The 26,539-nt window shown below is 60.2% G+C and carries 25 protein-coding genes and 1 pseudogene; 9 read left to right on the top strand and 17 right to left on the bottom strand.

Translation table 11 applies throughout. The features are described from left to right. Positions 1 to 9: 9 nt before the first annotated feature. The 7 genes and pseudogenes from EGO55_RS14315 to EGO55_RS14285 form a co-directional block, all read right to left on the bottom strand. Positions 10 to 1,206: a CaiB/BaiF CoA transferase family protein gene (locus tag EGO55_RS14315; RefSeq protein WP_021688699.1), complete on the bottom strand. Its 1,197-nt coding sequence runs from the start codon at positions 1,204 to 1,206 to the stop codon at positions 10 to 12. Next, the gene (locus tag EGO55_RS14310) at positions 1,206 to 2,111 is read right to left on the bottom strand and encodes a hydroxymethylglutaryl-CoA lyase (RefSeq protein WP_021688700.1); all 906 of its coding nucleotides are present in this window, start codon (positions 2,109 to 2,111) and stop codon (positions 1,206 to 1,208) included. The genes EGO55_RS14315 and EGO55_RS14310 overlap by 1 nt, the downstream gene beginning before the upstream one ends. Then, complete coding sequence (locus tag EGO55_RS14305) at positions 2,108 to 2,476, bottom strand: DUF6285 domain-containing protein (RefSeq protein ID WP_021688701.1); 369 nt, start codon at positions 2,474 to 2,476, stop codon at positions 2,108 to 2,110. The genes EGO55_RS14310 and EGO55_RS14305 overlap by 4 nt, the downstream gene beginning before the upstream one ends. Continuing rightward, positions 2,466 to 3,494 (bottom strand): phosphotransferase family protein, encoded by a 1,029-nt coding sequence (locus EGO55_RS14300; RefSeq protein ID WP_021688702.1) that lies wholly within the window; start codon positions 3,492 to 3,494, stop codon positions 2,466 to 2,468. The genes EGO55_RS14305 and EGO55_RS14300 overlap by 11 nt, the downstream gene beginning before the upstream one ends. Next, positions 3,491 to 4,639: an alpha/beta fold hydrolase gene (locus tag EGO55_RS14295; protein ID WP_021688703.1), complete on the bottom strand. Its 1,149-nt coding sequence runs from the start codon at positions 4,637 to 4,639 to the stop codon at positions 3,491 to 3,493. Before EGO55_RS14295 ends, EGO55_RS14300 begins: the two co-directional genes overlap by 4 nt. Positions 4,640 to 4,820: 181 nt before the next feature. Then, positions 4,821 to 5,234, bottom strand: a pseudogene (locus tag EGO55_RS21755) (VOC family protein); the annotation flags it as partial. A 24-nt stretch (positions 5,235 to 5,258) separates the two neighbouring features. After that, a complete protein-coding gene (locus tag EGO55_RS14285) occupies positions 5,259 to 6,017 on the bottom strand; it encodes an SDR family NAD(P)-dependent oxidoreductase (RefSeq protein ID WP_021688705.1) in 759 nt (252 codons plus the stop codon). Positions 6,018 to 6,293: 276 nt separating this feature from the next. Between EGO55_RS14285 and EGO55_RS14280 the strand changes: the two genes are divergently transcribed. Beyond that, positions 6,294 to 7,580, top strand: a complete 1,287-nt coding sequence (locus EGO55_RS14280; RefSeq protein WP_021688706.1) for an acyl-CoA dehydrogenase family protein — start codon at positions 6,294 to 6,296, stop codon at positions 7,578 to 7,580. A 52-nt stretch (positions 7,581 to 7,632) separates the two neighbouring features. Here EGO55_RS14280 and wrbA read toward each other — a convergent pair whose 3' ends face one another. Together wrbA and EGO55_RS14270 are read right to left on the bottom strand one after the other, a co-directional pair. Next, complete coding sequence (gene wrbA / locus EGO55_RS14275; RefSeq protein WP_084619835.1) at positions 7,633 to 8,238, bottom strand: NAD(P)H:quinone oxidoreductase; 606 nt, start codon at positions 8,236 to 8,238, stop codon at positions 7,633 to 7,635. A gap of 43 nt (positions 8,239 to 8,281) precedes the next feature. Continuing rightward, complete coding sequence (locus EGO55_RS14270; protein WP_021688708.1) at positions 8,282 to 9,373, bottom strand: CaiB/BaiF CoA transferase family protein; 1,092 nt, start codon at positions 9,371 to 9,373, stop codon at positions 8,282 to 8,284. Positions 9,374 to 9,679: 306 nt separating this feature from the next. Here EGO55_RS14270 and EGO55_RS14265 point away from each other — a divergent pair, with 306 nt between their 5' ends. Genes EGO55_RS14265 through EGO55_RS14250 form a run of 4 tightly spaced genes read left to right on the top strand, consistent with a single transcriptional unit; the run spans position 9,680 to position 14,933 of the window. Then, positions 9,680 to 11,839, top strand: a complete 2,160-nt coding sequence (locus tag EGO55_RS14265) for a TonB-dependent receptor (RefSeq protein ID WP_021688709.1) — start codon at positions 9,680 to 9,682, stop codon at positions 11,837 to 11,839. A gap of 17 nt (positions 11,840 to 11,856) precedes the next feature. After that, the gene (locus EGO55_RS14260; RefSeq protein WP_021688710.1) at positions 11,857 to 12,333 is read left to right on the top strand and encodes a nuclear transport factor 2 family protein; all 477 of its coding nucleotides are present in this window, start codon (positions 11,857 to 11,859) and stop codon (positions 12,331 to 12,333) included. After that, the gene (locus EGO55_RS14255) at positions 12,279 to 13,862 is read left to right on the top strand and encodes an acyl-CoA synthetase (RefSeq protein ID WP_021688711.1); all 1,584 of its coding nucleotides are present in this window, start codon (positions 12,279 to 12,281) and stop codon (positions 13,860 to 13,862) included. The genes EGO55_RS14260 and EGO55_RS14255 overlap by 55 nt, the downstream gene beginning before the upstream one ends. Before the next feature lie 6 nt (positions 13,863 to 13,868). After that, the gene (locus EGO55_RS14250) at positions 13,869 to 14,933 is read left to right on the top strand and encodes an SMP-30/gluconolactonase/LRE family protein (protein WP_021688712.1); all 1,065 of its coding nucleotides are present in this window, start codon (positions 13,869 to 13,871) and stop codon (positions 14,931 to 14,933) included. Between the two features lie 75 nt (positions 14,934 to 15,008). Here EGO55_RS14250 and EGO55_RS14245 read toward each other — a convergent pair whose 3' ends face one another. Together EGO55_RS14245 and EGO55_RS14240 are read right to left on the bottom strand one after the other, a co-directional pair. Next, positions 15,009 to 15,470 (bottom strand): MarR family winged helix-turn-helix transcriptional regulator, encoded by a 462-nt coding sequence (locus EGO55_RS14245; RefSeq protein ID WP_021688713.1) that lies wholly within the window; start codon positions 15,468 to 15,470, stop codon positions 15,009 to 15,011. 147 nt (positions 15,471 to 15,617) lie between these two features. Further along, complete coding sequence (locus tag EGO55_RS14240) at positions 15,618 to 16,175, bottom strand: TetR/AcrR family transcriptional regulator (RefSeq protein WP_429860911.1); 558 nt, start codon at positions 16,173 to 16,175, stop codon at positions 15,618 to 15,620. Between EGO55_RS14240 and EGO55_RS14235 the strand changes: the two genes are divergently transcribed. Together EGO55_RS14235 and EGO55_RS14230 are read left to right on the top strand one after the other, a co-directional pair. Then, complete coding sequence (locus EGO55_RS14235; protein ID WP_124916794.1) at positions 16,140 to 16,367, top strand: hypothetical protein; 228 nt, start codon at positions 16,140 to 16,142, stop codon at positions 16,365 to 16,367. The genes EGO55_RS14240 and EGO55_RS14235 overlap by 36 nt on opposite strands. 36 nt (positions 16,368 to 16,403) lie before the next feature. After that, on the top strand, positions 16,404 to 17,555 hold the full coding sequence (locus EGO55_RS14230; RefSeq protein WP_021688715.1) for an acyl-CoA dehydrogenase family protein: 1,152 nt from the start codon (positions 16,404 to 16,406) through the stop codon (positions 17,553 to 17,555). Positions 17,556 to 17,612: 57 nt separating this feature from the next. Here EGO55_RS14230 and EGO55_RS14225 read toward each other — a convergent pair whose 3' ends face one another. The 5 genes from EGO55_RS14225 to EGO55_RS14210 form a co-directional block, all read right to left on the bottom strand. Beyond that, on the bottom strand, positions 17,613 to 18,080 hold the full coding sequence (locus EGO55_RS14225; RefSeq protein ID WP_021688716.1) for a c-type cytochrome: 468 nt from the start codon (positions 18,078 to 18,080) through the stop codon (positions 17,613 to 17,615). A gap of 92 nt (positions 18,081 to 18,172) precedes the next feature. Then, the gene (locus tag EGO55_RS14220) at positions 18,173 to 19,399 is read right to left on the bottom strand and encodes a cytochrome P450 (protein ID WP_021688717.1); all 1,227 of its coding nucleotides are present in this window, start codon (positions 19,397 to 19,399) and stop codon (positions 18,173 to 18,175) included. 67 nt (positions 19,400 to 19,466) lie between these two features. Then, positions 19,467 to 21,653 (bottom strand): TonB-dependent receptor, encoded by a 2,187-nt coding sequence (locus EGO55_RS14215; RefSeq protein WP_021688718.1) that lies wholly within the window; start codon positions 21,651 to 21,653, stop codon positions 19,467 to 19,469. Between the two features lie 59 nt (positions 21,654 to 21,712). Further along, positions 21,713 to 22,060 carry a hypothetical protein gene (locus EGO55_RS20605; RefSeq protein ID WP_021688719.1) on the bottom strand — a complete coding sequence of 116 codons (348 nt, stop codon included), beginning with the start codon at positions 22,058 to 22,060 and terminating at the stop codon, positions 21,713 to 21,715. Between the two features lie 12 nt (positions 22,061 to 22,072). Then, positions 22,073 to 22,594, bottom strand: coding sequence for a hypothetical protein (locus EGO55_RS14210; protein ID WP_021688720.1), 522 nt, complete (start codon positions 22,592 to 22,594; stop codon positions 22,073 to 22,075). A 112-nt stretch (positions 22,595 to 22,706) separates the two neighbouring features. Between EGO55_RS14210 and EGO55_RS14205 the strand changes: the two genes are divergently transcribed. Next, positions 22,707 to 24,224 carry an AMP-binding protein gene (locus tag EGO55_RS14205; protein WP_021688721.1) on the top strand — a complete coding sequence of 506 codons (1,518 nt, stop codon included), beginning with the start codon at positions 22,707 to 22,709 and terminating at the stop codon, positions 24,222 to 24,224. Between the two features lie 121 nt (positions 24,225 to 24,345). Beyond that, positions 24,346 to 24,756, top strand: coding sequence for a MarR family winged helix-turn-helix transcriptional regulator (locus EGO55_RS14200; RefSeq protein ID WP_052023587.1), 411 nt, complete (start codon positions 24,346 to 24,348; stop codon positions 24,754 to 24,756). A gap of 18 nt (positions 24,757 to 24,774) precedes the next feature. Here EGO55_RS14200 and EGO55_RS14195 read toward each other — a convergent pair whose 3' ends face one another. Beyond that, positions 24,775 to 26,484: a thiamine pyrophosphate-dependent enzyme gene (locus EGO55_RS14195; RefSeq protein WP_021688723.1), complete on the bottom strand. Its 1,710-nt coding sequence runs from the start codon at positions 26,482 to 26,484 to the stop codon at positions 24,775 to 24,777. Positions 26,485 to 26,539 lie beyond the last annotated feature (55 nt).

Genomic DNA, 26,539 nt, shown 5'->3' with positions numbered 1-26,539 from the left:
CCAGAAAAGTCAGATCAAACCGCGCGCGGCAAGGTCAGCGAGTGCCGCAGCGTCGAGGCCCAGGCGTTCGCCATAGACTTCGGCATTGTGTTCACCGGGAAACCGCGGCGCGATACGACGGATGGTGGAAGGGGTCTCGGACAGCTTCGGGAAGCATGCCTGCATGCGAACCGTGCCGTGATCGGGATTGGGTAGCGAAACAATCGCCTCACGCGCCTGATACTGCGGATCGGCAAGCATATCCGGTGCGCGGAAGATGCGTCCGGCCGGAATGGAGTATTCGACCATCAGCGCTTCGAGTTGGTCGATCGTCAACGTCAGCGTCCAACGTTCGATCAACTGGTCCAGTTCAGTCTGATTTTCACCGCGCGCGATATGTGTGGCATAACGCGGATCGCTGGCCAGTTCCGGCTGCCCCATCGCTTCGGTCAACCGTGCGAAAATGGCATCGCCATTGGCGCCAATCATGTATTCGCCATCTGCGCAGCGATAGACATTGGACGGCGCAATGCCCGGCAGGATCGACCCCGAACGCTGGCGCACAATGCCCATCACATCGTATTCCGCAACCAGGCTTTCCATGACCTGCAACACCGATTCATACAGCGCGGCGTCAATCACCTGCCCTTGCCCGGTGGTTTCGCGGGCGCGCAGTGCGGCAAGTGCGCCCATACAAGCATATGTCGCGGTCAACGTGTCGCCGATGGATACGCCCATACGGCTCGGCGGCTGGTCGGGATCGCCCACGATTGCGCGCCACCCCCCCATCGATTCCGCCACGCCGCCAAAGCCCGCGCGCGCGGCATAAGGTCCGGTCTGCCCATAGCCCGATATCCGCACGATGATCAGACCCGGATTGAGCGCATGCAGCCTCGCGGGATCGAGCCCCCACTTCTCCATTGTGCCAGGCTTGAAATTCTCGATCATGATATCGGCATCGGCCAGCAGCTTGCGCGCCAGTTCCTGCCCGTCACGTTCGCGCAGATTGGCGGTAACCGACCGCTTGTTGCGGCCGATGACTTCCCACCACACCTTGTGTTCGCCATTGCCCCATTGCCGCATCGGATCGCCGGCGCCCGGCGGCTCGATCTTGACCACATCGGCGCCCATATCGCCCAGCAACTGGCCGCAGAACGGGCCAGCAATCAGTTGCCCCAGTTCCACGACTTTGAGCCCTTTCAAGGCTCCGGTATTGTCCGCCAGCATTACGCATCCTCCCCTTCGGGGAAGCCGCCAGCCCGCGCGAGCATTGATGGCAATTCCTTCCCCATCACGCCGCCCAGCCATTTCGATGAGGTAACCAGCGAGGCAAAATCGATGCCTGTTGTCACGCCCGAACGGTCGAGCAGATAAATCACATCTTCGGTCGCGACGTTGCCCGCTGCGCCGGGTGCAAACGGGCAGCCGCCCAGCCCGCCAAGGGCCGCATCGATCGTGGCAGCGCCTGCTTCCACGGCAGCCCAGACATTGGCGATGGCGGTGTTGCGCGTGTCATGAAAATGCGCCCGCACCGGGATCGCCCCGATTTCCGCGCGCACCGCCGCGATCAAGCGCGACACCTGCCCCGGTACCGCCACGCCGATCGTATCGGCAAGGGCGATCTCGCAAGGTCCGGCATCGGCCAGTTGCCGCGCCATGGCGACCACGCGGGCAGGATCGACTTCACCCGCAAACGGGCAGCCGAAAGCGACCGAGATAGTCACCTGTGCGCTGCGCCCGGCCGCCTTGCCCATGGCGATGATCCGCCGTGCAACCTCGACCGATTCCGCGCTGGTCTGCTTCTGGTTGCGAATGCCGAAAGCGTCGGTTGCCAGGGCAACGGCGCCCAACTGGTCCATCCCGCAATCTATCGCGCGCTGCGCGCCCTGTTCGTTGAGAACCAGCCCAATCCGGGTCACCCCTTCGGGCCGGCCCAGCAGCTTCACCACATCTTCGGCATCGGCCATTTGCGGCACGCGTTTGGGATTAACGAAGCTCGTCACTTCCAGTCGCTTCACCCCTGCGGCAATGGCGCGTTGCGCCAGTTCGACCTTGTCCGCCGTCGCCACGATCAGTTTTTCGTTTTGCAGGCCATCGCGCGGACCCACTTCAACGATTTCAACCGACGTCATACCTGTTCTCCATAGCTTGCGCGCCAGGCCCGGAACGCCGGGTAACGGGGCTGGTCCACGATCATCTTTTCGATCGTAGTCAGAATCAGGTGCCGGGTCAGCGTGCTATCGTTCCTGTCCAGCACGCCTTCGCGAATGCGGGTGGCCAGCAGGCGATTCAGCGCTTCAAGGCTTCCTTCATGCGCCAGCAGCTCCACCAGCCGGGCATGCTCGGCGGCGTGACCAGCCGCCGCCTTGTCCTGTTCGCGCAACGCCAGCGCGATCGCATTGGCTGCAACCGCCTGCTGGAAACCGGGAGCGATCCCGGCCTTTAACTCTGCCTGGACTTCGGCCAGCAGCGTCGGGGCGTCGGGCTTATCCTGCATTCCAGGCCTCATGATCCGGCAAAAGCAGCCGCAAAAGATCGAATTCGGTTTCCGATGCGCGGCGCGCGATCATCCCACCTTCGACACTGCGCACCCCGCCCATAAAGGTGGTTCCGACTTCCGCGCACATCACGCCCCAGAACAAAGTCTGGAACACTTCCCATGCGTGCAGATGCGCAAGATCCACCGGCGCGCCGCCTGCTGCATAATAGCCTGACAGCAGGTCCTCGCGCGAACCGAAACCACCGACCGGATTTTCCGGACACTGGAAACGCCAGCTCGTCACGCACAGCCAGCCGAGATCCGACACGGGCGATCCCACGTGCGCCAGTTCCCAATCGAGCACGGCACGGATGCCATCGGCACCGATCATCAGATTTCCGTTACGGAAATCTCCGTGAACCAGTGTGCGCGGCGCTTGCTGCGGCAGGTTCTCAGCCAGCCAGCGAAACGCGAAATCGAACACCGGACGATCTTGCCCCGTGGCGCGATGGCGCGCCTCCAATGCGGCCAGTTCCGCATCCGGCATGGACGATGGTAGCCCGTTCAGATCGTCTACCGGCACCGCGTGAATACGCGCCAGCACTTCGCCGCACTGATAGGCCAGCCCTTTGCGCGCTTCTGCCAATTCGGGCGATTTGAGAATACGGCTGCCAACCGTTTCACCCGCGATACGGGCCATCGCATAGCCTTCGCCCGCAGACGACCCTTCCGGAAGCTCGAAGAATACCTGCGGGACCGGTACCCCGCCTGCCGCCGCTGCACGCAAGAGCGCGGCTTCGGCAGCGAGACTTTCCACGCCTGTGAAGGAGAACCGCATTTCTGCAGGCTGGCGCCGCAGCACCATCGGCGTCACCGCCCCGTCAGGCGCCACCAGATCGAAAGCCCAGCTTTCCTTGCTGGCCCCGCCCGACAGGCGTTTGATGTTCTCCGCGCGCGCGCCTGTACAGCCGGCGAGAGCCGCAGCTTCGCCGATGGCATGCGCGAACGCGGGAATATCAGGCGCGCCCTGTGTCATCCCTGCGCTTCAACCCACTGACGGATCAGCGTCGCCGCTTCCTTGGCCTGTGCTGGCTGACCGAAGTAGTAATGGTTCGCGCCCTTGATGACATGATGATCAATCGGGCAGTTCACCGCCGCCGCCATCAGGCGCGCCGCATGATCAGGGGTGCAGGCATCGTCGGCGCTGTTTTCCACCACCAGCATCGGGGATGTAATGCGCGCGGCGCATTTCAGCCCATCGGCATTGGAATCGTCATAGGACCATTGCGACAGCCACGAACGCAGCGTGCTGAACCGCGCGAGCCCCACCGGCCCGTCATTCACGACAGAGGGCACACCCAGCATGCACCAGTTCGGCGGACGATCGCTGGGATCGAGCGTGGCATCAAGGAAACGCGGATCGGCCATGGTGCCCTGCACGGTGAAGCACCGTTCGTGATGCTCCAGCCCGGCCGCTTTCAAAGTGGCCAGTTCATCCTTCACCCATGCCGTAATGCGCCGGTTGCGCGCGATCTGCGCCGCCCGATAGCGGGTCAGGAATTCGGCCGAATAGGGCGCTTGCGGGCCGTCGGGGGCATAGAGATTGAGCGAGGCATCCCGCACGAAGGGATTGGCCTCGTCCGTCACCGACGGGTCCAGCCATTCGGTCAATGTCAGATTGCGTGACAAATGCGCGGCGATCAGCATGACACCATCGACGGGTTCGAACTTCGCAGCCGTCAGATCGTAGGGATCGCCCGCCGGTGTATGCGTAACGCGCGGGTCCTGCGCTTCTGCCTGATAGAACAAGGACAGGCCGCCCCCGCCCGACCAGCCACCGAGATAGACCTTCTTGTAGCCCAGCCGTTCGCGCGCATCGCGGATACAGGCACCCAGATCCATAACCGCGCGTTCCATGATCAGCGCGGTGTCGTTGCCGCGATAGCGGGTGTTGCAATAGATCGTGTGCACACCCTGCTTGGCCAGCGCGGCCATCATCGGCAGCCACGCACCGCCGCCGATGGGATGCGAAAACACCACCACCGCATCCGAAGGCGTTTCGGGCTTCAGCAGATGCGCTTCGATAACCACCTTGCCGATTTCGCCGGCGTAAGTGTCCTTGAATGCGCTCTGTTCGTCGAACACCACAAGATAGGGAATGCGTTCGTAACGATCGCTCATTGGCCCGCTCCTCAAACCTGCGCCGGGCGGCGGGCGCGACGATCAATCGCCTCCGCACCGAACTTGGCGACTTTTTCCTCGCGGGTGCGGGCCTGCCAATCTGCCAGAAGCTGATCGAAGGTAGCCGCTGCGGCCCCAGAACCTTGTCGTGATCGGGCAGGCGATAGGTCAGTTCGATCTGGATGCCGTTGGGATCGTACATATAGATCGAGCGGACAAAATCGTGATGATCGACAGGCCCCAGCGCGGTCACGCCAAAGCTTTGTATGCGCGCCTGCATCGCCAGCAGGTCCTCTTCCGAGGCCACTTCGAACGCATAGTGCATATCGAAGCTTTCCTTGCGGGCGAACCAGTCCGGATCGGCTGAACCGGGCGCATCAAAAAAGGCGATGTATTCCCCATTCTTCATCTGGAAAAACACATGCATGTAGGGGTCGTTCTCGCCCGTACCGGTCACTTCTTCCAACACCACGCCGGTCGGATCGACCAGGCCCAGGACATCCCGGTAAAACCAGATGGTCTGCGCAGCGTCACGGCAGCGGAACGCGGTGTGATGCACCCCCTTGATCGGACGCGCTTGCGGATGTTCAGACATGGTATGCTTCCCTTCCTCAGGCCTTCAGGCCAGTGATTGCGTATCGTCGACAACGAGTTCGATGCCCGATACCGAGCGCGAGCCTGCCGAAAGCAGGAACAGCATCGCCGCATCGAGATCTTCGACCGGCATGGTCCGCTTGCGCGGCCAGCCCGCGATCTGCTTCTGACCCGCTTCGCTATCGAGATAATCGGCAATGATATCTGTCGGCATGAAGCCGGGCAGAACCGCGTTGACGTTGATCTCATGGCGCGCCCATTCCAGCGCGAGCGTCTTGGCCATCATGATCATGCCCGCCTTGCTCGCACCATAAGCCGCCGCGCCACGCTCGGGCTTGCGCCCGGCAGTCGAGGCGATGAACACCACACGGCGCGGTCGGGTAAGGCCGCCCTCACCCGCAGCAATCAACCGCGCACCGGCTTCGCGTGCGGTAAGAAACGCACCGCGCAGATTGATCGCCATCAGCTGATCGAACGACTCGACCGACATTCTGATGGCAGGCATCGCATTGGTGATGCCTGCGTTGACAATCGTCGAATCCACCAGCCCGAAGCGTTCTTCGGCGGCATCGAACGCAGCCGCCACCGACGCGGCATCCGTGACATCGCACACTTGCGCGAGCGCCTGCCCGCCAGCGGCTTCTATTTCTACAACCAGGCTATCGAGTTCCGCCTGCCTGCGGGCGCAACAGATGACATTCGCGCCCTTCGCACCCAGCAAGCGCGCGAGATGGCGTCCGACTCCGGAGGATGCCCCTGTAAGCAACACATTGCGGCCATTCATGGAAGCCACTGCCCCTCTCCACACCGTTGTTTTCTGGCGAATGCCTCAAGTTTCACATACCCGACGAATCGCATAGCGTCAACTTTATTGACATTTACCGTCAACTTTGTAACATAAATTCCCATGAACCGGGATGGCCAGCCGCCGATATCCAACGTTATCGCGCTGACAGGGGGAGGCTGCGACATCTTTTGTTTTTTGTCAAGTTGATTGACATTTTGAAACCCGAAGCCGACACAGGGGGACGCCTGCGGATTGGGTAGAGGAGAAAGAGCCATGGATTTTGACCTGCCAACGGATCTTGTCGCTTATCTGGGCGAACTCGACGCCTTTATTGAAAACGAAATTCGCCCGCTCGAACTGGCCGACGACAACATTCGTTTCTTCGATCACCGCAGGGAATATGCGCGGACCGATTTCGAAGCAGGCGGCCTTCCGCGGCACGAATGGGAAGCGCTGCTGCATCAGGCCCAGGAACGCGCCAACCGCGCCGGGCATTTCCGCTTCTCAGCTCCCAAGAAATATGGCGGCAAGGAGGGCTCCAACCTGTGGATGGCCGTCATCCGCGACCATTTGACGCGCAAGGGGCTTGGCCTGCACAACGATTTGCAGAACGAACATTCGATTGTCGGCAATTTCCCGTTCGTGCTGATGTTCGAGGCATTCGGGACTGATGCCCAGAAAGACGAATTCATTCCCGGCGGGTTCGACCGCAGCCGCATTGTCGCGTTCGGCCTGACCGAGCCCGACCACGGATCGGACGCGACCCATATGGAAACGGTCGCCGTGCGTGAAACACGTGACGGCGTGGATGGCTGGCGCATCGACGGCAGCAAGATGTGGATCACCAACATGCATGTTGCCAGCCACTGCGCCTGCTTCGCACGCACCAGCGGCAAAGCCGGCGATGCCGCGGGCATCACCTGTTTCCTGGTACCGACGGGCACCCCGGGCATGACCGTCGACGAGTATCTGTGGACCTTCAATATGCCCACCGATCACCCGCGCATGACCTTCGCCAATTGCTGGGTACCCGATAGCGCCATTCTCGGGCCGGTTGATGGCGGGCTCGCCATTGCGCAGAGCTTCGTTCATCAGAACCGCATCCGGCAGGCAGCCTCGTCACTGGGCGCGGCGACCTATTGTGTCGAGGAAAGCGTCAAGTACGCACGCGCCCGCAAACCCTTCGGGCAGGAACTGGCGCGCAATCAGGGCATTCAGTTCCCCCTCGTGGAACTGGCCACCCAGATCGAAATGCTGCGTCTGATGATCTACAAGACGGCATGGCAAATGGACCGGATGGAGCACAAGACGGTCGAGCGCGAGTTGTCGGACAAGATTTCCATGTGCAACTACTGGGCGAACCGACTGGTCTGCCAGGCCGCTGACCGGGCGATGCAGGTTCACGGCGGGATCGGTTACTCCCGGCACAAGCCCTTCGAACACATTTATCGCCATCACCGCCGCTACCGCATCACCGAAGGATCGGAAGAGATTCAGATGCGCAAGGTCGGGGCCTATCTGTTCGGCTATACCGGACCGAACAAGGGGAAATTCGCCTGACAATGCTGATCCGGCCGGGCGGGCGACAGCCCCCTGCCCGGCCGGACAGACTTCAGGCAGACGTGAGCTTTTGCGCCACTTGCGCCACCCGCTGCCCCTGAAAGCGTGCGGCGGCGCGTTCTTCCTGCGACAACTGATAGCCCGGCTGGTTCTGTGTAATCGCACTGGCGCCATAGGGCGTGCCGGCCGCGAACATCGCCGGATCGGCAAATCCGGGCGGCACGATGATCATGCCGAAATGCGCCATGGGCACTGTCAATGTGAAGCTGGTCATCTCATTGCCCCCATGGGCAGACCCCGATGAACAGAACGCCGATCCGACCTTTCCAGCCAATTTGCCCCGCGCCCACAATCCACCAAGGCTGTCGAGCCACGCTTTCGCTTCCGAACTGACCAGACCGAAGCGCGATGGCGACCCGATAATGATCGCATCAGCCCACTGCGCATCCTCGACAGTGGGCGCTTCGTACAGGGCATTCATCCGCGCGGCATTTTCGGCCCAGCCGGGTGCCAGCGCCATCACCTCATCGCTGACCAGTTCACGCGCGCGGCGCAGGCGCACGGTCGCCCCTGTAGCCGCCGCGCCTTCGGCAATGGCGTTTGCCAAGGCCTCTGTCGCACCATCGCGTGAGTAGAAAACAACAAGAATATTCGCCATCATTCTCTTCCTTACAGTATATCTTGCGCCCCATTCGGGGTGATCAATTCGCGGACCATTCGGCCAACAACGCTTCGGCAGTGATCATTTCGCTTTCGCGAATGGCGCCGGGGGTGATCGAAAACCGGGGCGCCGGCGCGGCCTGCATCACGCCATCGCGCGCAACGAACACACCACGCGCCGTATTGGCCGGGTGGACCATCGCCTCATGCATGGACAGCACTGGCGAAACGCAGGCATCGGTGCCTGCAAAAACCTGTTCCCAATGGCTGCGCGGCTTCGCCGCAAAGGCCGTCGCGAACGCGTGTTCCATAGCAGGCCATTGCGACTGATCGCTCTGCACGAACCGATCTGCGGGAATGTCCAGCCCCTCCAGCAAGCGCGCAAAGAATTGCGGTTCCAGCGGCCCGATCGCGACCTGCCCGCCATCCGCACAAGCATAGCAGCGGTAATAGGGCGCCGCGCCATCGAGGAAATTGGCGGCCGGCCGATCCACCCAGCTACCCGTGGCGAGATAGGCGTGAAACAGCGCCATAAGATTGGCAACGCCATCGACAATCGCCGCATCCACTACTTGCCCCTGCCCGGTGCTGCGTGCGGAAAGAATGGCCGAAACCATCCCCAGGGCCAGAAACATGGTCCCGCCCGCATAATCGCCCACGAGATTGAGCGGCACAGTCGGCAACTGATCCTTCTGGGCGATCGCGTGCAACGCGCCTGTCATGGCAATATAGTTGATGTCATGCCCGGCGGTATGCGCCAGCGGCCCGGTCTGCCCCCAGCCCGTCGCCCGCCCATAAACGAAACGGGGATTGCGCGTGAGGCAAGCATCCGGTCCCAGGCCAAGCCGTTCCATCACACCTGGGCGCATCCCTTCCATCAAACCGTCGGCCTGCTCCACCAGAGAAAAGAACGCAGCGCGCCCTTCCGGATCTTTCAGATTGAGTGAAACGGTGCGCCTGCCGCGATGCACGACGGCTTCGCCAAGATCGTCATAAGCCGCCTGACCCGAAGGCCGGGCTATGCGTACAACATCGGCGCCGAGATCTGCCAGAATCATGCCGCACAACGGCACCGGGCCGATGGCATCCATTTCGATCAACCGTACGCCTTGCAGCGGACCACTGGCTTCCATTTCTTTCCCTTTCGACTGTGGCGTCATTAGACTCGCGCCATAATATTTTGTCAAATAAGTTGACTATATATTCTGCAAAAATGTATCTTGCAGAGCAGCTTGCAAGCTTACGGGCGGGGCCAATATCGGTAGATTCCCGTGTGCCGCCACCCCTTTAAGTCAAATCTATTGACATTATACGTCAATATAAGTGACAATGCGACTCGTGATCACGGGGGCAGCCTTACCGTGAAGGACGGTGCGTTCACCGCTCAGAGGAAACCAATCGGCTGCCCGGTACCCGTGCGAAAAGGGAGAGGATGCATTATGACTGGATGGGTTCACCTGTCGTGGAGCGCTTTACTGCTGGCCGGCACTTCGAGCATTGGCCTGGCAAACGCGCAAGAAGCGCAAACCGCACCGCAAGCAGAGGCTGCGGCATCGAACAACGACATCGTCGTTACCGCACAACGCCGTGACGAGCGCTTGCAGGAAGTACCACTCGCCATTTCCGCATTCGGGGAAGCGGCGCTGGAATCGGGCAAAATCAACGACGTTTCCGATCTCAACGCCAAAGTGCCGAATGTCAGCCTTGCCCCTGTGGGCGCCTACCAGTTCGCTGGCACGTTCTCCATTCGCGGTCTGGGTTTCGCTGACGTCGAATCCACATTCGAACCGACTGTCGGCACGGAAATCGACGGCGTCTATCTTTCCCGCAACGTCGGCGCCCTGCTCGACCTTTACGATGTCGAATCCGTGCAGGTTCTGCGCGGCCCGCAGGGAACCTTCTTCGGCCGCAACACCATCGGCGGCGCCATCAGCGTGAAAACGGCCCGCCCCGATGGCACGTTCGGCGGCAAAATCCAGGGCACTATCGGTAATTTCGGGCGGCGCGAAGTGCGCGCATCGGTCAAGGCACCGATTACCGAAACCCTGTCGGGCAAGATTTCGGGTCTCTACAAGGACTATGACGGCTACTATCACAACAGCGACGGCCGCGAAGGACCGCGTGATCGCACCCGGTCTATCCGTGGCACGCTTGCTTACGAGAACGGGGGCTTCGACGCGGCCCTGATCGCCGACTACACCCGGATCAGAGGCTCGGGCGCGCCGCTGGAAAATGCCAGCCTGCCCAAACAGGCCCTCGCGCTGGCCGGATATCCCGCAGACGACGACGGCAAGCCCTACCATACCTATATCGGCGACCCGGACAGCGTGAAGCTGAACATCTGGGGCGTGACGCTCAACATGAATCTGGAAACGCCGATCGGCAAGCTGACCTCGATCACGGGCTATCGCGACACCAAGGTGCACACCAACACCGACTTTGACGGCGAACAGGTCCGGTTTTTCCAGGTGGATCGCAACGAAACCCACTATCAGGTCAGCGAAGAGCTCCGCCTTGCGGGTGAAACGGGCCGTCTGAACTACGTTCTCGGCACCTATTTCATGAAGCAGCGGTATGAAATCGCCACCCGGCAATACGGCACCCTGTTCGGCTCTCCCGAAGCCGGTTCGATCGCCTATTCCAGCCAGACCGCAGAAGCGTTCGCCGTGTTCGGTCAGCTCGATTACGAAGTCATCGACGGCCTGACCGTCACCGCCGGCGGCCGCTGGGGCCATGAGAAGAAGCGTTTCAGCACCCAGCCGCTGTTCTTCCCCTCATCGCAGACCTTCTCGGTATCGTTCAGCGATTTCCTGCCCAAGTTCGGGATCAACTATAAGGTAAACCCGGACCTGATGCTCTATGCGCTCTATTCCGAAGGCTACCGCTCGGGCGGCTTCAATGGGCGCGCCGCCAATTTCACAGTGGTCGGCCCCTATGCACCCGAACGGCTGAAAAACTACGAAATCGGCTTCAAGAGCCAGCTCTTCGACCGCATGCTGACGCTGAACGGCACGCTGTTCCAGATGGACTATTCCGATCAGCAGATCAGCGTTCAGGAAAATATCGGCAACATCAACCAGACCTTGGTGCGCAATGCCGCAACATCGCGTTACAAGGGTGTGGAACTGGAAACAGCGCTGCGCCTCGGCGGGTTCACCCTCTCCGGCTCGCTCGGTTATCTGGACGCTGCTTTCCGCAACTTCGTCGCCAATCTTGGTGATGGGCTCGGAACGATCAATCGTTCCAACCTCCCCATTACGTTCGCGCCGAAGTGGAACTTCGGGTTGACCGGCAACTGGACCGGCGATGTCGGGATCGGCGAATTGAGCGCCCAGGCAACCTGGAGCCACGCCTCCAAGCAGTACACGACATTCACGCCGATCAATGCGTACAGCGACCTCGCGCTGCGCCCCGCGAACGACAAGCTTGACGCCAGCCTTACGCTGAAGCTCGAAAACGGGGTTCATTTCACGCTGTGGGGCAAGAACCTGACCAATGAAAAGGTGATGACCAACACCTTCACCGTCGGCAATCTGATGTCGCTGCGGGCGTGGAACCCGCCCCGTGAATACGGCATCGATATCGGCTTCGAGTTCTGATCGGGAGGCTGGCAAACATGCCTCATCTGTCAGCCGAAGATCTGGCCAATCGCTTCCTCTCGTCTATCGAGAGGGGCGATCTGGCCTCGGCCATGGACTGCATCACGCCGGATGCCGTGCTCTGGCACAATGGTACCCGCAAGTCCGTATCCCGTGATGAAAACTTGGAAGTGCTGCGGGGGTTCGTCGCCCGTTCCGTGACGCGGGAATATCACGACCGGCGCGTGCAGGAATTCCCCGGAGGCTTCATCCTGCAACACAATCTGGTGGCAACCGCAGCCGACGGTTATGTGCTCGAAGCGTCTGCATGCCTTGTGTGCCGGACAACCAACGGCCGCATAACCTGGCTCGAGGAATACTTCGACTGGAGCGATCTGCCCGAATGGTTCGCGCGAACCCAACCGCAGCTTGAGGCGGCGGGTCTGGCCTGGCCTTCGGCATGGTCCTCAGATGCGGAAAGCCGGCCGACCGGGGGAGAGATCCGATCGAACTGATACAGGCCCTCCGCCGCGCTGCCGCGACACGCCCCCACCATACGGCAATGATCGATGGGCCGGATGTCTATACCTGGGCGCAGGTTGCCGATCGTGTTGCGCGGCTTTCTGCCGGGTTCGCTTCGCTGGGCATCCGGCGCGGTGACAGGGTGGCGATCCTCGCCAACAATTGCGCGGCCTATTACCACAGCCTCTACGCGCTGTTCGGCATGGGTGCGGTTGCCGTGCCGCTCAACACACGGCTCGCCTTGCCCGAATTGCGGGTTCAGTTGGAAGATGCCGGCGCGCGCGTTCTCCTCATTGGTGAAGGATATTCCGCACAAGGGGAAAGCCTGCGGGGCGCCCCTGTCGATCACATCGTGGGATTTGGCGAACTGGCAGGGGTCGATACGCATATCGAACACCTGATCGCCGCGCACGAACCCGCCGCCTTCGCTGTTTGCGGCAATCAGGATCTGGCCGGTATCTTTTATACCGGTGGGACAACTGGCCTGCCCAAAGGCGTGATGCACAGCCATGGTTCCCTGCACGCCATGGCTGCCAACCTGATTATGCAGCTCAAACTGGATGAAGATGGCGTCGTGCTGCATTCCGCACCGATGTTCCATCTCGCCGACTTTGCGATCTTCGTCGTCACGATGGTCGCGGGCACCCATGTGTTGATCCGTCAACTGGACGATCGCTCGCTGCTCGACGCGATCGAGCAGTATGGCGTGACCCACAGCTTTACCGTTCCGGTCATTATCGATCGTATCGCACGCAGCCCGGATCTGGCAAATCGCGATCTCTCGCGCCTGAAAGTATTGGGTTACGGCGGGGCCCCGATGCCTTGGGGCACCTATCTCCACGCGCGGGAAAAGCTCCCGTCCGTCGACTTCATTCAGGGTTTCGGCATGACCGAAATGCCCTCGATTTCGTTCCTTTCCAGGCGATACCATCGTCATGCCGCCAACCCCGAAAAGCTGAAATCGGCCGGGGTTGCCGGATACGGCTATGAATTGCGTGTCGTCGATGAAACCGGCGCCGAAGTGCCCCGCGGACAATTCGGCGAAATCATCGGCCGGGGCGACAATCTCATGCTCGGCTACTGGAACCGCCCCGAAGAAACGCAGGCTGCCTTGCGCGATGGCTGGATGTACTCTGGCGATGCCGGATTCATGGATGAGGATGGCTTCATCTATATCACCGATCGCCTCAAGGACATGATCGTGACAGGTGGCGAGAACGTCTATTCGATTGAGGTCGAAAACGTCCTCTCCGCGCACCCTTCCGTACACGAATGCGCCGTAATTGGGGTCCCGGACGAGAAGTGGGGGGAACGCGTGCATGCCGTTGTCACGCTCGTGCCGGACATGACCTTGGGACGCGACGAGATGATCGCATTTTGCCGCCAGTCTCTGGCAGGCTATAAGATTCCGCGCAGTCTCGAAGTGATCGCAACGCCGCTGCCGCGCAATGGCGCGGGCAAAGTGCTGAAAGGCGACCTGCGCAAACAGCATTGCTCGCCAGCATCATCCGCAGATGGATAAACACGTATGACCGCACAGCGCCCCCACTCTGTCAGCCCTCATACCGGGCATATGACCAAGCGGCAGCTTCTCGCCGCACTGGGGGCCACAACGGTCCTGCTGCCCCTATCGCCCGCGTTGGCGCGCACCAGTTCTGTTACCGAAAGAAAGGGAGAGACCATGCAGATCGAAGTTGTCGCCGAAGGAGTGGGCTTCCCTGAAGGCCCGGTGATCATGAAAGACGGCAGCCTGTTGTTCGTCGACGTGCGTCATGGCACGCTCTCGCGACTGGGCACCGACGGCAAGGTCACAGTCGTTGCGGAAACCGGCGGCGGACCAAACGGCGCCGCGATCGGACCGGATGGCGCAGTCTATATCTGCAACAACGGCGGCTTCGAATGGCATGAAGTGCAAGGGCATCTGATCCCCAGCCACGCTGCGGCCGATTACAAGGGCGGCAGCATTCAACGCGTCGATCTGAAGACCGGTAAAGTGACAGTGCTGTACGATCACTGCGGCGATGAACCGCTGCGCGGCCCCAACGATCTCGTGTTCGACAAGACCGGCGGTTTCTGGTTCACCGATCATGGCAAAAGCTATCCCGACCGGCGCGATCACGGCGCGATTTACTATGCCCGGGCCGATGGCAGCCAGATCACCAAAATCCGGGGCGACTTGCTGTCACCCAACGGGATCGGCCTGTCGCCTGCTGGCGACCGCATCTATTTCGCCGATACGCAGACGGGCCGGCTATTCGCCATCGATCTGGATGGGCCCGGCATTGCGAAAGCACCGCCTGCCCCCTGGCTTCCCGGCCACCTCATTGCGACACTTCCGGGTTTTCAACTGCTTGATAGCCTCAAGGTGGAAGCCGATGGGAAAGTCTGTGTCGGCACGCTGGTCGAAGGCGGCATCACGGTCTTCAGCCCCGACGGCACCCATGAACACGTGCCCTTCCCCGATCTATCCGTCACCAATCTGGTGTTCGGCGGCAAGGATATGCGCGATGTCTGGGCAACCGGATCAAGCAGCGGCAAAATCTATCGCTGCCGCTGGCCGCGTCCCGGCCTGCCGCTCAACTTCTACGCCTGACGCATCCGGTCGCGGGGGCGCATCGGCCCGGCCTTGTTGCCCCCGCACATCTGCCTGCACGCACGAGCGCGCCCGTCAGGTAAGCCGGCGATCATTCAGCCCGAACGAGGGAATCGGTCCCCAATCCATCGACAGGACTTCGGCAAGGGCAGCGATCTTGTCTTCCCCCAGCCGGTAGCGAAGTTCGGCAAACATCAGATTGACGATATGCTGCGCATCCTGCCGCATGGCCTTGCCCTGTTCCGTCAGTTCGATGACCGAACCGCGTCCATCTTCAGGATCGGGCTTCATTTCGAACAGACCCTTCTCGCAAATATTGCCCAAAGTGCGATGCACCGCCTGACGCGTTAGCCCGAGACTGCGCGCAATTTCCGAAGGCTTGGTCATCTCCAGCAGGACATGGATCATGATCATCGATTCCGGCCGCGTCAAAGCCGGCCATTCCCGCGCGCGCAACGAACGTTGCAGCCCTTCGTCAAACCATTCGTAACCTTGCAGCAGGGGAATAATCAAATAGGCCCGGTCGGAGAGAAGCAAATTTCACCTCGTGACAAAAATCGACAATTTTCTAACCAATAGTCGCTAGAGCGCCGCTAGCCAACGCGAAATTTGACAAAAAATATGTCAAAATGACGGGAAAATAATCACAATTATAGATGGTTGTCCCCGGGCAGGGGAATAACGCTACGGCGTATCCAAGGCGGAACTGTCTGCCATGAGCGCGCGGTCCACCAGCAAGCCCTGGACAATGATATCGGCGGCTTCACAGGCATCCTGTATCGGATTGTTCTGCGCCGCATCTGCAGCGTGCAACAAGGGGCGCAGCGCAACCAGCGCCCCCGCCCCATGCGCCAGCAGTGTGAATGGTACGGTCGGATGCACATTGCGGAATAGCCCCGCCTGCTGCCCTTCCCTGAGCAGGATCTGCAATGGCCATGTTCGCCTGCGGAAAAACTTGGTGGCGATATGATCGAGCCGATCGCTGGGGCTGGCCCCCTCCACATTCATCAAACGCACGATCGCTGGCATCTCGGTAAGCCCGACCACGAAATTGCGGCAGGCGATCCGCATCCGTTCCACAATGTCCCCGGCGTCCGCGCTCTTCTCCGGCAATCGCGACATATGCGCGTGCAGGGTTTCCATGCCGTGATCGACCGCAGCCTCCCACAAGGCCCGCTTCGACCCGAACTTGGCGTTCAGCAAGCCGTGACTGATATTCAGCGTGCGAGCGACTTCGCGCACCGAGGTGCCATCAAAACCGCTTTGGGCGAACGCTTCCAGCGCGACGCGCAGGCATTCCTGTTCATCGACCGCGTTTTCATCATCGAGAGGGGGCGCCCCCGGCGGCGTCTGGCACTGCTGTCAGTCATCATCCCCCCTTTTATCCGATTCCAGCGCGACACCACACAATTAAATAGACAAGTGGATATTTAATGCTAGAACGCGTGCCATGAACTGGGAGACACGCCAATGACACCGACAAACGAACAGCTGGTGACGCGCGCAAAAGCACTGCGTCCCGTGATTGAAAGCCGCGCCGCCGAAACCGAAGCCGCGCGCAAACCGCTGGACAGCACCATTCAGGATCTCATCGACGCCGGGATCATGCAGATGCTCGTCCCGGCGCGTTGGGGCGGCCCGGAATCGGATCTCGCAACAATGTTTGAAGTGGTGGAAGAAATCAGCGCGGGCTGCGTATCCACCGGCTGGATCGCCTCGTTCTACATCAACCACAACGTCTATCCGGCCAAGTTTGGCGAACAGTTGCAGCAGGAAATGTATGGCCAGCGCGGGTTCTGCCTGATGCCGGGCGCCAATGCCCCGACCATGAAGGCAGAACGGGTTGAGGGCGGCTGGAAAGTCAGCGGCCGCGCATCCTGGGGATCAGGGATCATGCATGCCGACTGGGTCTTTGTCAGCGGCTTCACAGAACATGGCCCCTACAGCTTCATTCTGCCGTTTGACGACGTCAAGGTCGATGATGTCTGGTTCTTTGCGGGTATGGCCGGCACGGGCAGCAACGATATCGTCGTGGACGATGTTTTCGTGCCCGATCATCGCGCGGCGCCCAGCAACGAGTTCCGTCTCGGCACGACCGAGGCATCCCGGCTGTACGAAAATCCGCTCTACTCCATCCCGATGCTGCCGCTGGCCTATTGTACGGTGGCGGGTGTCCTGTCGGGCGGCCTGATCGGCGCCATGCACGCTTATGAGGCACTGGTGGGCAAGCGCGTGCGCAATTACAGCGGTTCTGTGGTGAAGGAACAACAACTCGCGCATGTGATGCTGGGTGAATTTCGCATCGCCACAGATATCGCACATGACCTCGCCCGGCAGATCATCGATACGACCGAAGCAATCCTGCACGCGCGGCCATTCGATCTGGGGGACCGCCTGGCGCTCAAGGGCAAGCTGGCGTTCCTGTCGCGGCATTGCCGCGATACCGTGGCGGCGATGATGAACAATGCCGGTGCTTCCAGCTTCCACCTGAACCAGCCGCTGCAGCGTTTCTGGCGCGATCTCAACACAGTCTGTTCGCATGCGTTCTGGGATTGGGATGCCACGCGTGAAGTGGTCGGGCGCAATGTTCTCGATCTGCCGCCAAACCACCCGCTCGTATGATGACACAAAAACGGGGGGCATGTGGCCCCCCGTTTTCTGCACCAGCCACGCAGCGGCTTACTTCAGTGTCTTGATATATTCGATCACTTGCTTGCGCTGTGCCGGATTGCTCATCCCGGCATAGGCCATCCGCGTGCCGGGAACCAATTTGCGCGGCGATGCGAGCCATTGGTCGAGCGTCTCGTCATTCCAGACCAGCCCACTTTCCTTGAGCGCCGGTGAAAAGTTGAAACCGGGTATATCGCCCGCTTTCGTCCCCATAATATTCGCCAGACTGGGGCCAACCCCGTGCTTGCCCGGCTCCACACTGTGGCACGACACGCATTGCGCGAATGCCGCCGGACGCGCCGCCGCCCCGGTGTCTGGAGACGCTTGATCCGTTTGCGCGCTCTGCGGCCCGGCCACCTCTTCCGAATTCGGGGCTACGCCGGTGTCAGACGCATCGGGTTGATCGGATGGCGATCCGCAGGCCGCAAGCATTGCAGATAGCGCGAAAACAACACTGCTTCGAACGATTACGGCCATCACCACATCCTCCTCGTATTGAACACCAAATCCCGGATATTCAAATCCGGAAGAAAATCGGAAACGATATTCGCCTGACGGCAAAGCATTGCCTAACCGTCAAGAGAAACCGGAAGCCTTTTCATCGCTCCGACAAAATTGGAACGAATATATTCGGGTTCGGCAAGAACCTTATAGTTCGGATACTTCTCCAGAAACTGTTCCAGAAGAATCGTCAATTGCATCACTGCCAGTCTTAACCCCAGACAGTGATGAATACCGTAACCGAAGGTCACATGGCGGTTCGCGTTTGCACGATGGATATCCAGCCGGTGCGGATCGGCGAATACCGCCGGATCGTGATTGGCGGCACCGTAGAGCAAGGCAACCTTATCGCCCGCACGAACAGTTTCGCCGCCCAGTTCCAGATCGCACAAGGCCGTGCGCGCCATCTGGAACACCGGGCTGAACCAGCGCAGCAGTTCCTGAACCGCCTGCGGGATCAGCGTCGTATCCGAGACAAGCATTTGCCGCACATCCGGATGGTTTGCCAGACACCACACCGCCCCCGAAAGCGAACTGCGTGTGGTTTCGTTGCCAGCCGCGATCATGTTGGAGAAGAAGCTGATCTGCTCGGTCCGGGTAAGCGCCCGACCATCGGGAAGCCGGGCCGTTGCAATCCGGGTCAGAAGATCGTCGCGCGGGTCCTGCCGTCGTTTTTCCAGCATGGACCAGCCATAGTCGAATATGGCGAGATAGTGCTCGTTCGCCTTTTCCAGCGACGGCGCATATTCGGGGTCGTCGGTACCGAATACGGCATTGGTGAACTCGAACACCCGCCATTCGTCTTCAGGCGGGACCCCCATCACTGCGCAGACAGTCTTGATCGGCACGATAGCGCCGATCTCGCTGACAAACTCCATTTCCCCTTTGTCACGCAATCCGGCCATCATCTGCGCCGTGTTGCTGCGGATCAGAGGTTCGAGCCCGGACAGGGCAGCAGGCATGAAGCATGAACTGACCACCTTGCGAAAATCGCTGTGTTCCGGCTCGTCCATGGACAACATGAAGCGGCCAAGAACCTCGGCGATTTCCGGCGCCATGGCGGCTCGGCGTTCCGTATGCACCCGAAACCCGCTGGCCGAACTGAAACGGTCACGATCCAGCGAAACCGCCCGAACGTCGTCATAACGGGTCAGCAGCCATACGGGTGGGCGGCCATCGCCCCCATCCTGCCGACTGACCGGTGCTTCTCTGCGCAAACGATCATAGGCATCATGCGGATGCCCGCTGGCAAAGCAGTCCGGATCGAGCAGATTAAAGTCCAAACATTCGTGCATTTTCAGACCCCCTCTCTTGCAGCGCTCATCCGTTGCGGATGAGCGCTGCCCAAAACGCAGACTTCGTTCAGTAATTAAACCGTGCCTGGATCGCGATTGTCCGCGGCTGAAGCACGAACTTCGAAATACCGCCAGGATCACTCGGCACGAGACCAGGTGTTCCAAATGCGTAGGACGATGTGATCTTGTTGGTCAGGTTCTTGCCGACCAGCGCGATTTCCCAACGTTTATCCGAAGTCCTCACAGCCAGTCGCGCATCTATTTTCTGATTGGCCGACTGGGCCGCAATGGGATTATAGGATTCTTCCAGATAGGTCTTGCTGCGGAAAGCCATCGTGCCGTTGGCCGCGAATTCCAGCCGATCGTTGATCGGGGTGGTGAAATCGAAGCCGATCGTACCACTCCATTTCGGGCTGCGCGGCAGCCGCATGCCAGCGGCATCGTTGGTGTCCACCGCACACTTCGGCTCGTTCCAGAAACACGGCGCCCCGACGAAGTCGACGTATTTGGCGTCGAGATAGGCAACCGAACCATTGAGCGTCAGCCCATCGACCACCCGGAAGCTGAAATCGCCTTCGACACCCTGGCTGCGCGCCTTGCCTGCGTTCTTCGTTACCCAGACGTTGGTGCCGCTGGCTTCGCTGGCGACCGCATCGTAAGCCGACACCTGCAGATCGCTGAAGGTTGTGCGATAAGCCGCAAGGTTGAGACGCAGTTTGCGATCGAGCAGGGTGAACTTGGCACCGGCTTCCCAGGTTTCCGAACGTTCCGGATCGACTTCGAACTGCGCCTGCGTGGTCGCGGTCTGGCCTCCGATAAATCCGCCGGCCTTGGAGCCCTGCCCCCAGCTGACATAAAACATCACGTCGTCATTGGCGTTCCACTGCAGATTGAGCGAGGGATCCCACTCTTTCTCGACGCGCTTGCCGGTCAGTGTGCGAATGAGATTGGGGCCAGAGTAGACGTTCTGATCAGCGGTCTTGCGGTCGTAGGTATAGCGAATGCTGCCCGTCAGACGAAGACGATCGCTGAACTTGTAAGTCGCACTGCCGTAAGCCGACCAGACCTTGTTATCCTGCTTGAAATACCGCGCGATGAGGGCGGCGATCTGCGTTGCCTGGGTAAGGTCGTAATCGTTGATATGGCCATAGATCCCAACGATGTATTCCAGCGGTCTGGTCGTCGGAGACGCCAGACGAAGTTCTTGGGAATACTGGTGGAAATCTTCACGAAATTCCGAACCCGTCATCACCCTGTGCTGGAAATCGGAGTCTATCCGCTTGTGCATCTTGTAGGACGAATATCCGGTGATCGATGTCAGCGTGTGATCGCCGATATCGATGTTCGCCGTCGCGGATGCGTTCAACGTTTTGGTATTGTCCCAATCCTGCCCCACGAAATTGGGAAAGCCGGTGGTATCGCGCACGAGATCGGGGTCTTTGGCAGTGAACAGCTGTTCGGCAGGCGTACCGTCCAGATCGACTTTCCCGCCTTCAACCCGCAGCAGCAAATCCCAACCCTTGTCCGGATCGATCAGCACGGAACCGCGCGCGAACAAGGATTCACGCCCGCCATCCATGGTGTCGAGCCCCTTGTTGCGCACATAGCCATCCGATTTTTCCCACTGGGCGGCCACGCGGGCACTGACGACATCGCTGATCGGGCCGGAAACCATCCCGAACAGGTTTCCGCCGCCCAGTTCGAATTCATAGCCCCCTTCAAGCGTGGCTTGCAGATCCTTCGTCGGCCTTGCGCTGACAATGCTGATAGCGCCTGCACTGGTGTTCTTGCCGACCAGCGCCCCTTGCGGGCCGCGCAGCACTTCGACACGTTCCACATCGAGGAACGGCGCCTGAAACTGCCGGGCATGACCGCCATAGATGCCATCGACGAAGAGGCCCACGGTCTGTTCGAACGCAAGGTTGCCCGGCGTCGATCCGATCCCGCGAATGTAGTAGGAATTGTTGCCCGGGCTCGGCTGCACGTAGAAGTTCGGCACAAACCGGTCGAGTTCGGCGAAGTCCTTGATCCCCATTTCAGCGAGTTTCTGCCCGCCCATGACCGCCATCGAAATCGGCACGTCCTGAATGTTCTGTTCGCGTTTTTGCGCGGTCACGATGATATCGTCAGTGGCCGCCGCGCCCTGGTCCGATCCTTGTGCGAGGGCGGGCGATGCCGCCAGCACCAGACCCGCAACCGAACAGAACAGCGCGCGCCGCGCGCCGATCAACGCAATATCCGAAGTCCTTGTCATGCTACCTCTCCTCTCCTTTGATATATGCCGGGGGCTTCGCTGCCCGTTTCGGCGTAAAATTATTTCCGCCGCGGTTTTTCGAACGGCAGCTTCACTCTGGTTGAATGGAGTATCCAGCCGCTCCCGCGGCCGTAACGGGCGTCCAGCCGCATGATCCAGCGGTAGGAAAAACGGGCGAACAGCACCGCGGAAACCACCGTTACCGCCAGCGGCACCCAGCTGGTTGGCCACGCTTCTCCGGCAAGAAACACCTTGATCGCCCAGTAACCGGCGAACAGATAGGCGTGCAGGCCGAGGCTGCCCCATATCGCGATCTTGCGGTACATCGCGGGTGTGCCGGGGAAAGGAAGCGCGTCCTTCGCCTCGGGATCGATCGCACTATCCTGCTTCACATTGTCTTCGGACATCGCCAGCCCCCTTCAGAACGGTTTGGTGATTGCAAGGAAGAGGACCAGCACGCCGGCGATCATCACCGCCGGGCTCGTCACCAGCAGGAACCACCAGTGGCGATGCAGCGCACGCTCATAGCCTTCCCAATCCCCGGCTTCGCGGAAACGGTGCTTGGCCCCGCCAAAATGCGCGAGGTAATAGTCGACAATCTCGATCGGGATGAACAGGCCGACGACAATCAGCAGCTTGAGCATCAGCCAGCCAACGCCGGAATTGAACCCGCCTGCCCAGAACAGCAACGGGCCGGTAACCAGCACCACCGGCAAGGCGATATGTTCATATATCGCCCCCTGATCGAAACGTTCCATGACCCAGTTGCGCAGACGAATGATTTCAACATCGTCCGGGTTGCGCCGCCAGGCCTTGAACACCGGGACCAGATAGAACGCGTATGCGACCGAGGTACTCCAGACCCAGATCATCACTGCAGTGAGATGCAGGAACTTGAGCTGGAGATAGTGCTCGCTCAGGAAATTGCGGATGGCATCCATACCCCTCGACTCTCCTCTATTTTGTCAAGCTTATAGACAAAGCCGAAGATATTGTAAAGCTAGTTGACATATTTTTTTGCAGGAGGCACAACGCTGCTATTGGGAGACAGCCATGCACGTGCTTTGGAATCAGCTGGAAAGGGCCGCCCGGCTCCGCAAAAAAGAACTTGCCATTACCTGCGGGGAAGAACGGTTAAACTGGTGCGATGCACTTGAACGCGCAGGGAAAATTGCGCGCGTCCTGCACGACAACGGCGTGCGCGACGGGGCCAGGGTGGCGTTCATATCCCCGAACAACATCACCTATATGCTGATGACGTTCGCAGCCGAGGCTGCGGGGGGGATTTTCGCCCCGGTGAACTCGCGCTTCACAGTTGCCGAGATCGTCGAACAGCTCGAAGATCTCACCCCCGCGCTGCTCATCGCCGCCCCGCCCTTTGTCGAACTGGCGCGTGAAGCGGCAGGCCAAGTCGGCGTTCCCGTTCTGCCCATGGACGGAGAGGCCGGCAGTTTCGATGCACTGGTCGACGCGGCCACCGCCTTTCCCCCTGTGGGCAGTCCGGCCGACCAGCCTGTCGCAATCTTCTACACCGGTGGCACCACCGGTCGGGGCAAGGGCGTGATCCTCACCAACGAACGGCTGGTGCTGAACGCCTTGCAATGGGCCTATGGCGTGTCTGCGAAGAACGACGAACGCCTGCTGGTCGTGGCGCCGATGTTCCACATGGTCGCTGCGCTCAATGCGATCATCACCGCTGTGTTGGGCTGCAACCTGACGATTCTCGAGCGGTTTACGCCGGAAGGAACACTGGCAGCGATCGCGCGGGAACGGGTCACCAATCTCGCACTGGTGCCCGCCATGATCGACATGTTGCTGGCCGTCGAAGGGTTTGCCACCTATGATCTGTCCAGCCTGCGCATGCTTACATACGGCGGATCGCCAATAACCCAGACGACGCTGGCGCGCGCGCTCGACGCATTGCCGCATGTGCGGCTCTATCAGGTTTACGGCCAGACCGAAGGTGGTCCGACCATCAGCACGCTTTCGTCGGAATACCATTCTACCGATCCTGCGCATGCGGAAAGGTTGCGGTCCGCAGGCAAGCCTTTGCCCCTTACTGACCTGCGCATCGTCCACCCCGATGATAGCGAATGCGCCCCCGGTGAGCCGGGCGAGATCACTGTACGCGGTCCGGCAGTGTCCCCCGGATACTGGAACAGGCCGGAAGAGACCTCGGCCGCGATCCGCAACGGTTGGTTGCACACAGGCGATGCCGGCTATCTCGACAAGGACGGCTTCCTGTTCATCGTTGGCCGGATCAAGGAAATGATCGTCACCGGTGGTGAGAACGTCTACGCCGCCGAAGTCGAACGGGCCGTGCTGCAGCATGACGCGGTGGAGGAATGCGCAGTCATCGGCATCCCCAGCGAACGCTGGGGCGAAGCCGTCCACGCGATCGTGCGTCTGCGCGATGGTGCAACCGCCGACGAGGACGAAATCATCGCGTTCTGCCGTTCGCGGATTTCCGCTTTCAAATCCCCCAGCAGCGTCTCATTCCCGCAAGCCCCCTTTCCGCTGACCGCCGCAGGCAAAATCGACAAACGCGCCTTGCGGGCGGCCTTCTGGTAAGGCATCCCTTCCCACAGCCCGCGTGGTTGATCCGCTTGCGCGAATTGCCCCGCACTGCAATAGCAACATCGAGTTTGGCAGATCAGGAACAATTACAGCGTTGATTAAGCATAATATCCTGATGATGAATCTGCTCTCGGCAGTTTATTGGTTCGACGAGGCGCTGCAAGCGAGGCTGGAACAAACCGGATATCCCGATGTCAGCCGCACGCAATCGCTCTTGCTGGCCAATATTGCAGCGGGGGAGCATCGTGCGATCCGTATCGCGCGCAATCTGGGTGTATCGCGTCAGGCAATCAGCCAGATTCTGGTCGATCTTGAAAAGCGCAACATCGTGATCCTCACGTCAGATCCCGATGATCGCCGGGCACGGATCGTGGATTTTCACCCCGACGCCGCCGACCTGCGGACTCTGGCGTCGGCAATTCTCGACGATCTCGAAGCCGTCGTTGCGCAACGGATCGGTCAGGAACGCTTCGAGATCATGCGCGACGGTCTGGCTGCGGATTGGGGTGCGCCTCCCAAACCTTGACGCTTAAAAAGGCCGCATTCAAGAAAGCAAATTTCTTATAACACCGACCACGTCCCTTGCCCGACCGCCCAAAACCGCTTTGGCGGAATACAAGGCCATACCGGCGATTTGCCCCGATTTGACGTTGGGGGGCATGACCAATTCGAAGCGATCTGTCACGACATCGAGTAGCGCTGGACCGGGTTCTGCAAGCCATTGTATCACTGCAGATTCCAGATCCTCACCTTGTTCGACATGCCAACCGCGAAAACCGATCGCATCCGCGACCCGGGCAAAATCTGGGTTGACCAGATTCGTGTACGTATCGAGCAATCCCTCAACTTTCTGTTCGATTTCAACGAAGTCGAGAGCGCTATTGTTGAATACTGCCACCTTGATGGGCAGTCCTTCCTGAACCGCCGTCAACAAATCACCCAGCATCATTGCCAGCCCACCATCACCGGACAGAGCGATGACCTGCCGGTCGGGATAGGCCGCTTTGGCGCCCAGTGCCTGCGGCATGGCATTGGCCATCGTGCCATGACTCAGACTGATCACGGTCCGATTCCGCCCGGTCGCCGCGATGTGCCGCAGACACCAGACCATCGGCGACCCTCCATCTGCCGTAAACACCGCGTCCGGCGCTGCGTGACGTGAAATCAACTCGGTGAGGTATTGCGGATGGATCGCATTCCCTTTCCCGATTTTGTCATGCCTGTCCTGATCAGCCAGAGCATCGCGATAGCGATCACGGCATTCATCCAGAAAGTGGCTGTCGTCTCGCGCGACGATTTTGGGCAGCAGCGCGTCGAGCGTGGGTCTGATGTCGCCAATCACGCCCATGTCGATCGGATGGCGCCGCCCCAGATGGGTACCGTCGATATCGATTTGAAGGATCACGGCCTTTTCGGGATAGTATTGGCGCCACGCGAAATTACAGCCCAACAGCAACAACACGTCGCAATCCATCAAGGCGTCATACCCGGCTTCATTCCCGAATATCCCGGTCATTCCAACGTCGTAAACGTTGTCGTACTCCAGAAAGTCCTTGGCCCGGGACGTGCGCGCGATGGGGGCCCTGAGACGCTCGGCCAGCGCGATCACGCTGGTGTGGGCATGCTCGCAGCCCGACCCCCCATAAATAGCGACCCGTTTCCCACTGTTGAGCGCCATAGCCAGCGCATCCAGCTCCGTTTCCGAAGGAATGGTCACCGGATGGGCACGGTGCACCGCGAACGCCGGCTCATCGGGCGCGTCGGCCCCCGATATATCTGCGGGCACTATAAGCACGGCCACACCACGCCGCGCCAGTGCCGCCTGCGCGGCCATCGCCGTCATACGGCGGGCCTGTGCAGGTGTACGGATTTCTTCGCAAAAAACGCTGCATGACTGATAGATGGCTTTGAAATCCACTTCCTGCGGAAATTCAAAGCCCAGTTCGTCTCGGACAATCTGGCTGGCGATGAGGATCACCGGCGCGCGGTTGCGGTGGGATTCAAACAGTCCGTTGATGAAGTGCAGGCTGCCCGGACCACAAGAACCGGCGCAAGCGGCAAGTTCCCCGGTCAACATGGCATCCGCGCCGGCCGCAAATCCGGCGGCTTCCTCGTGCCGAACATGCACCCAGCGTATATCGCTGGTGCGAATGGCTTCGGTGACGTGATTGAGGGTGTCTCCCGGGATACCGTAGCATCGACGCACACCTGCGGCTTCGAGTGTCTCCACGATCACTTTGGCAACTGTCGTCATACCCGTGCCTTTCGCGCTGCCGACTATTGTTGAGGTAACGCGCAACCGGTGTTTT

This window comes from Caenibius tardaugens NBRC 16725, assembly GCF_003860345.1.
Lineage (GTDB): Bacteria > Pseudomonadota > Alphaproteobacteria > Sphingomonadales > Sphingomonadaceae > Caenibius > Caenibius tardaugens.
Note: the sequence above shows the minus strand (reverse complement) of the source record. Positions and strands in the feature narration are given on the sequence as shown.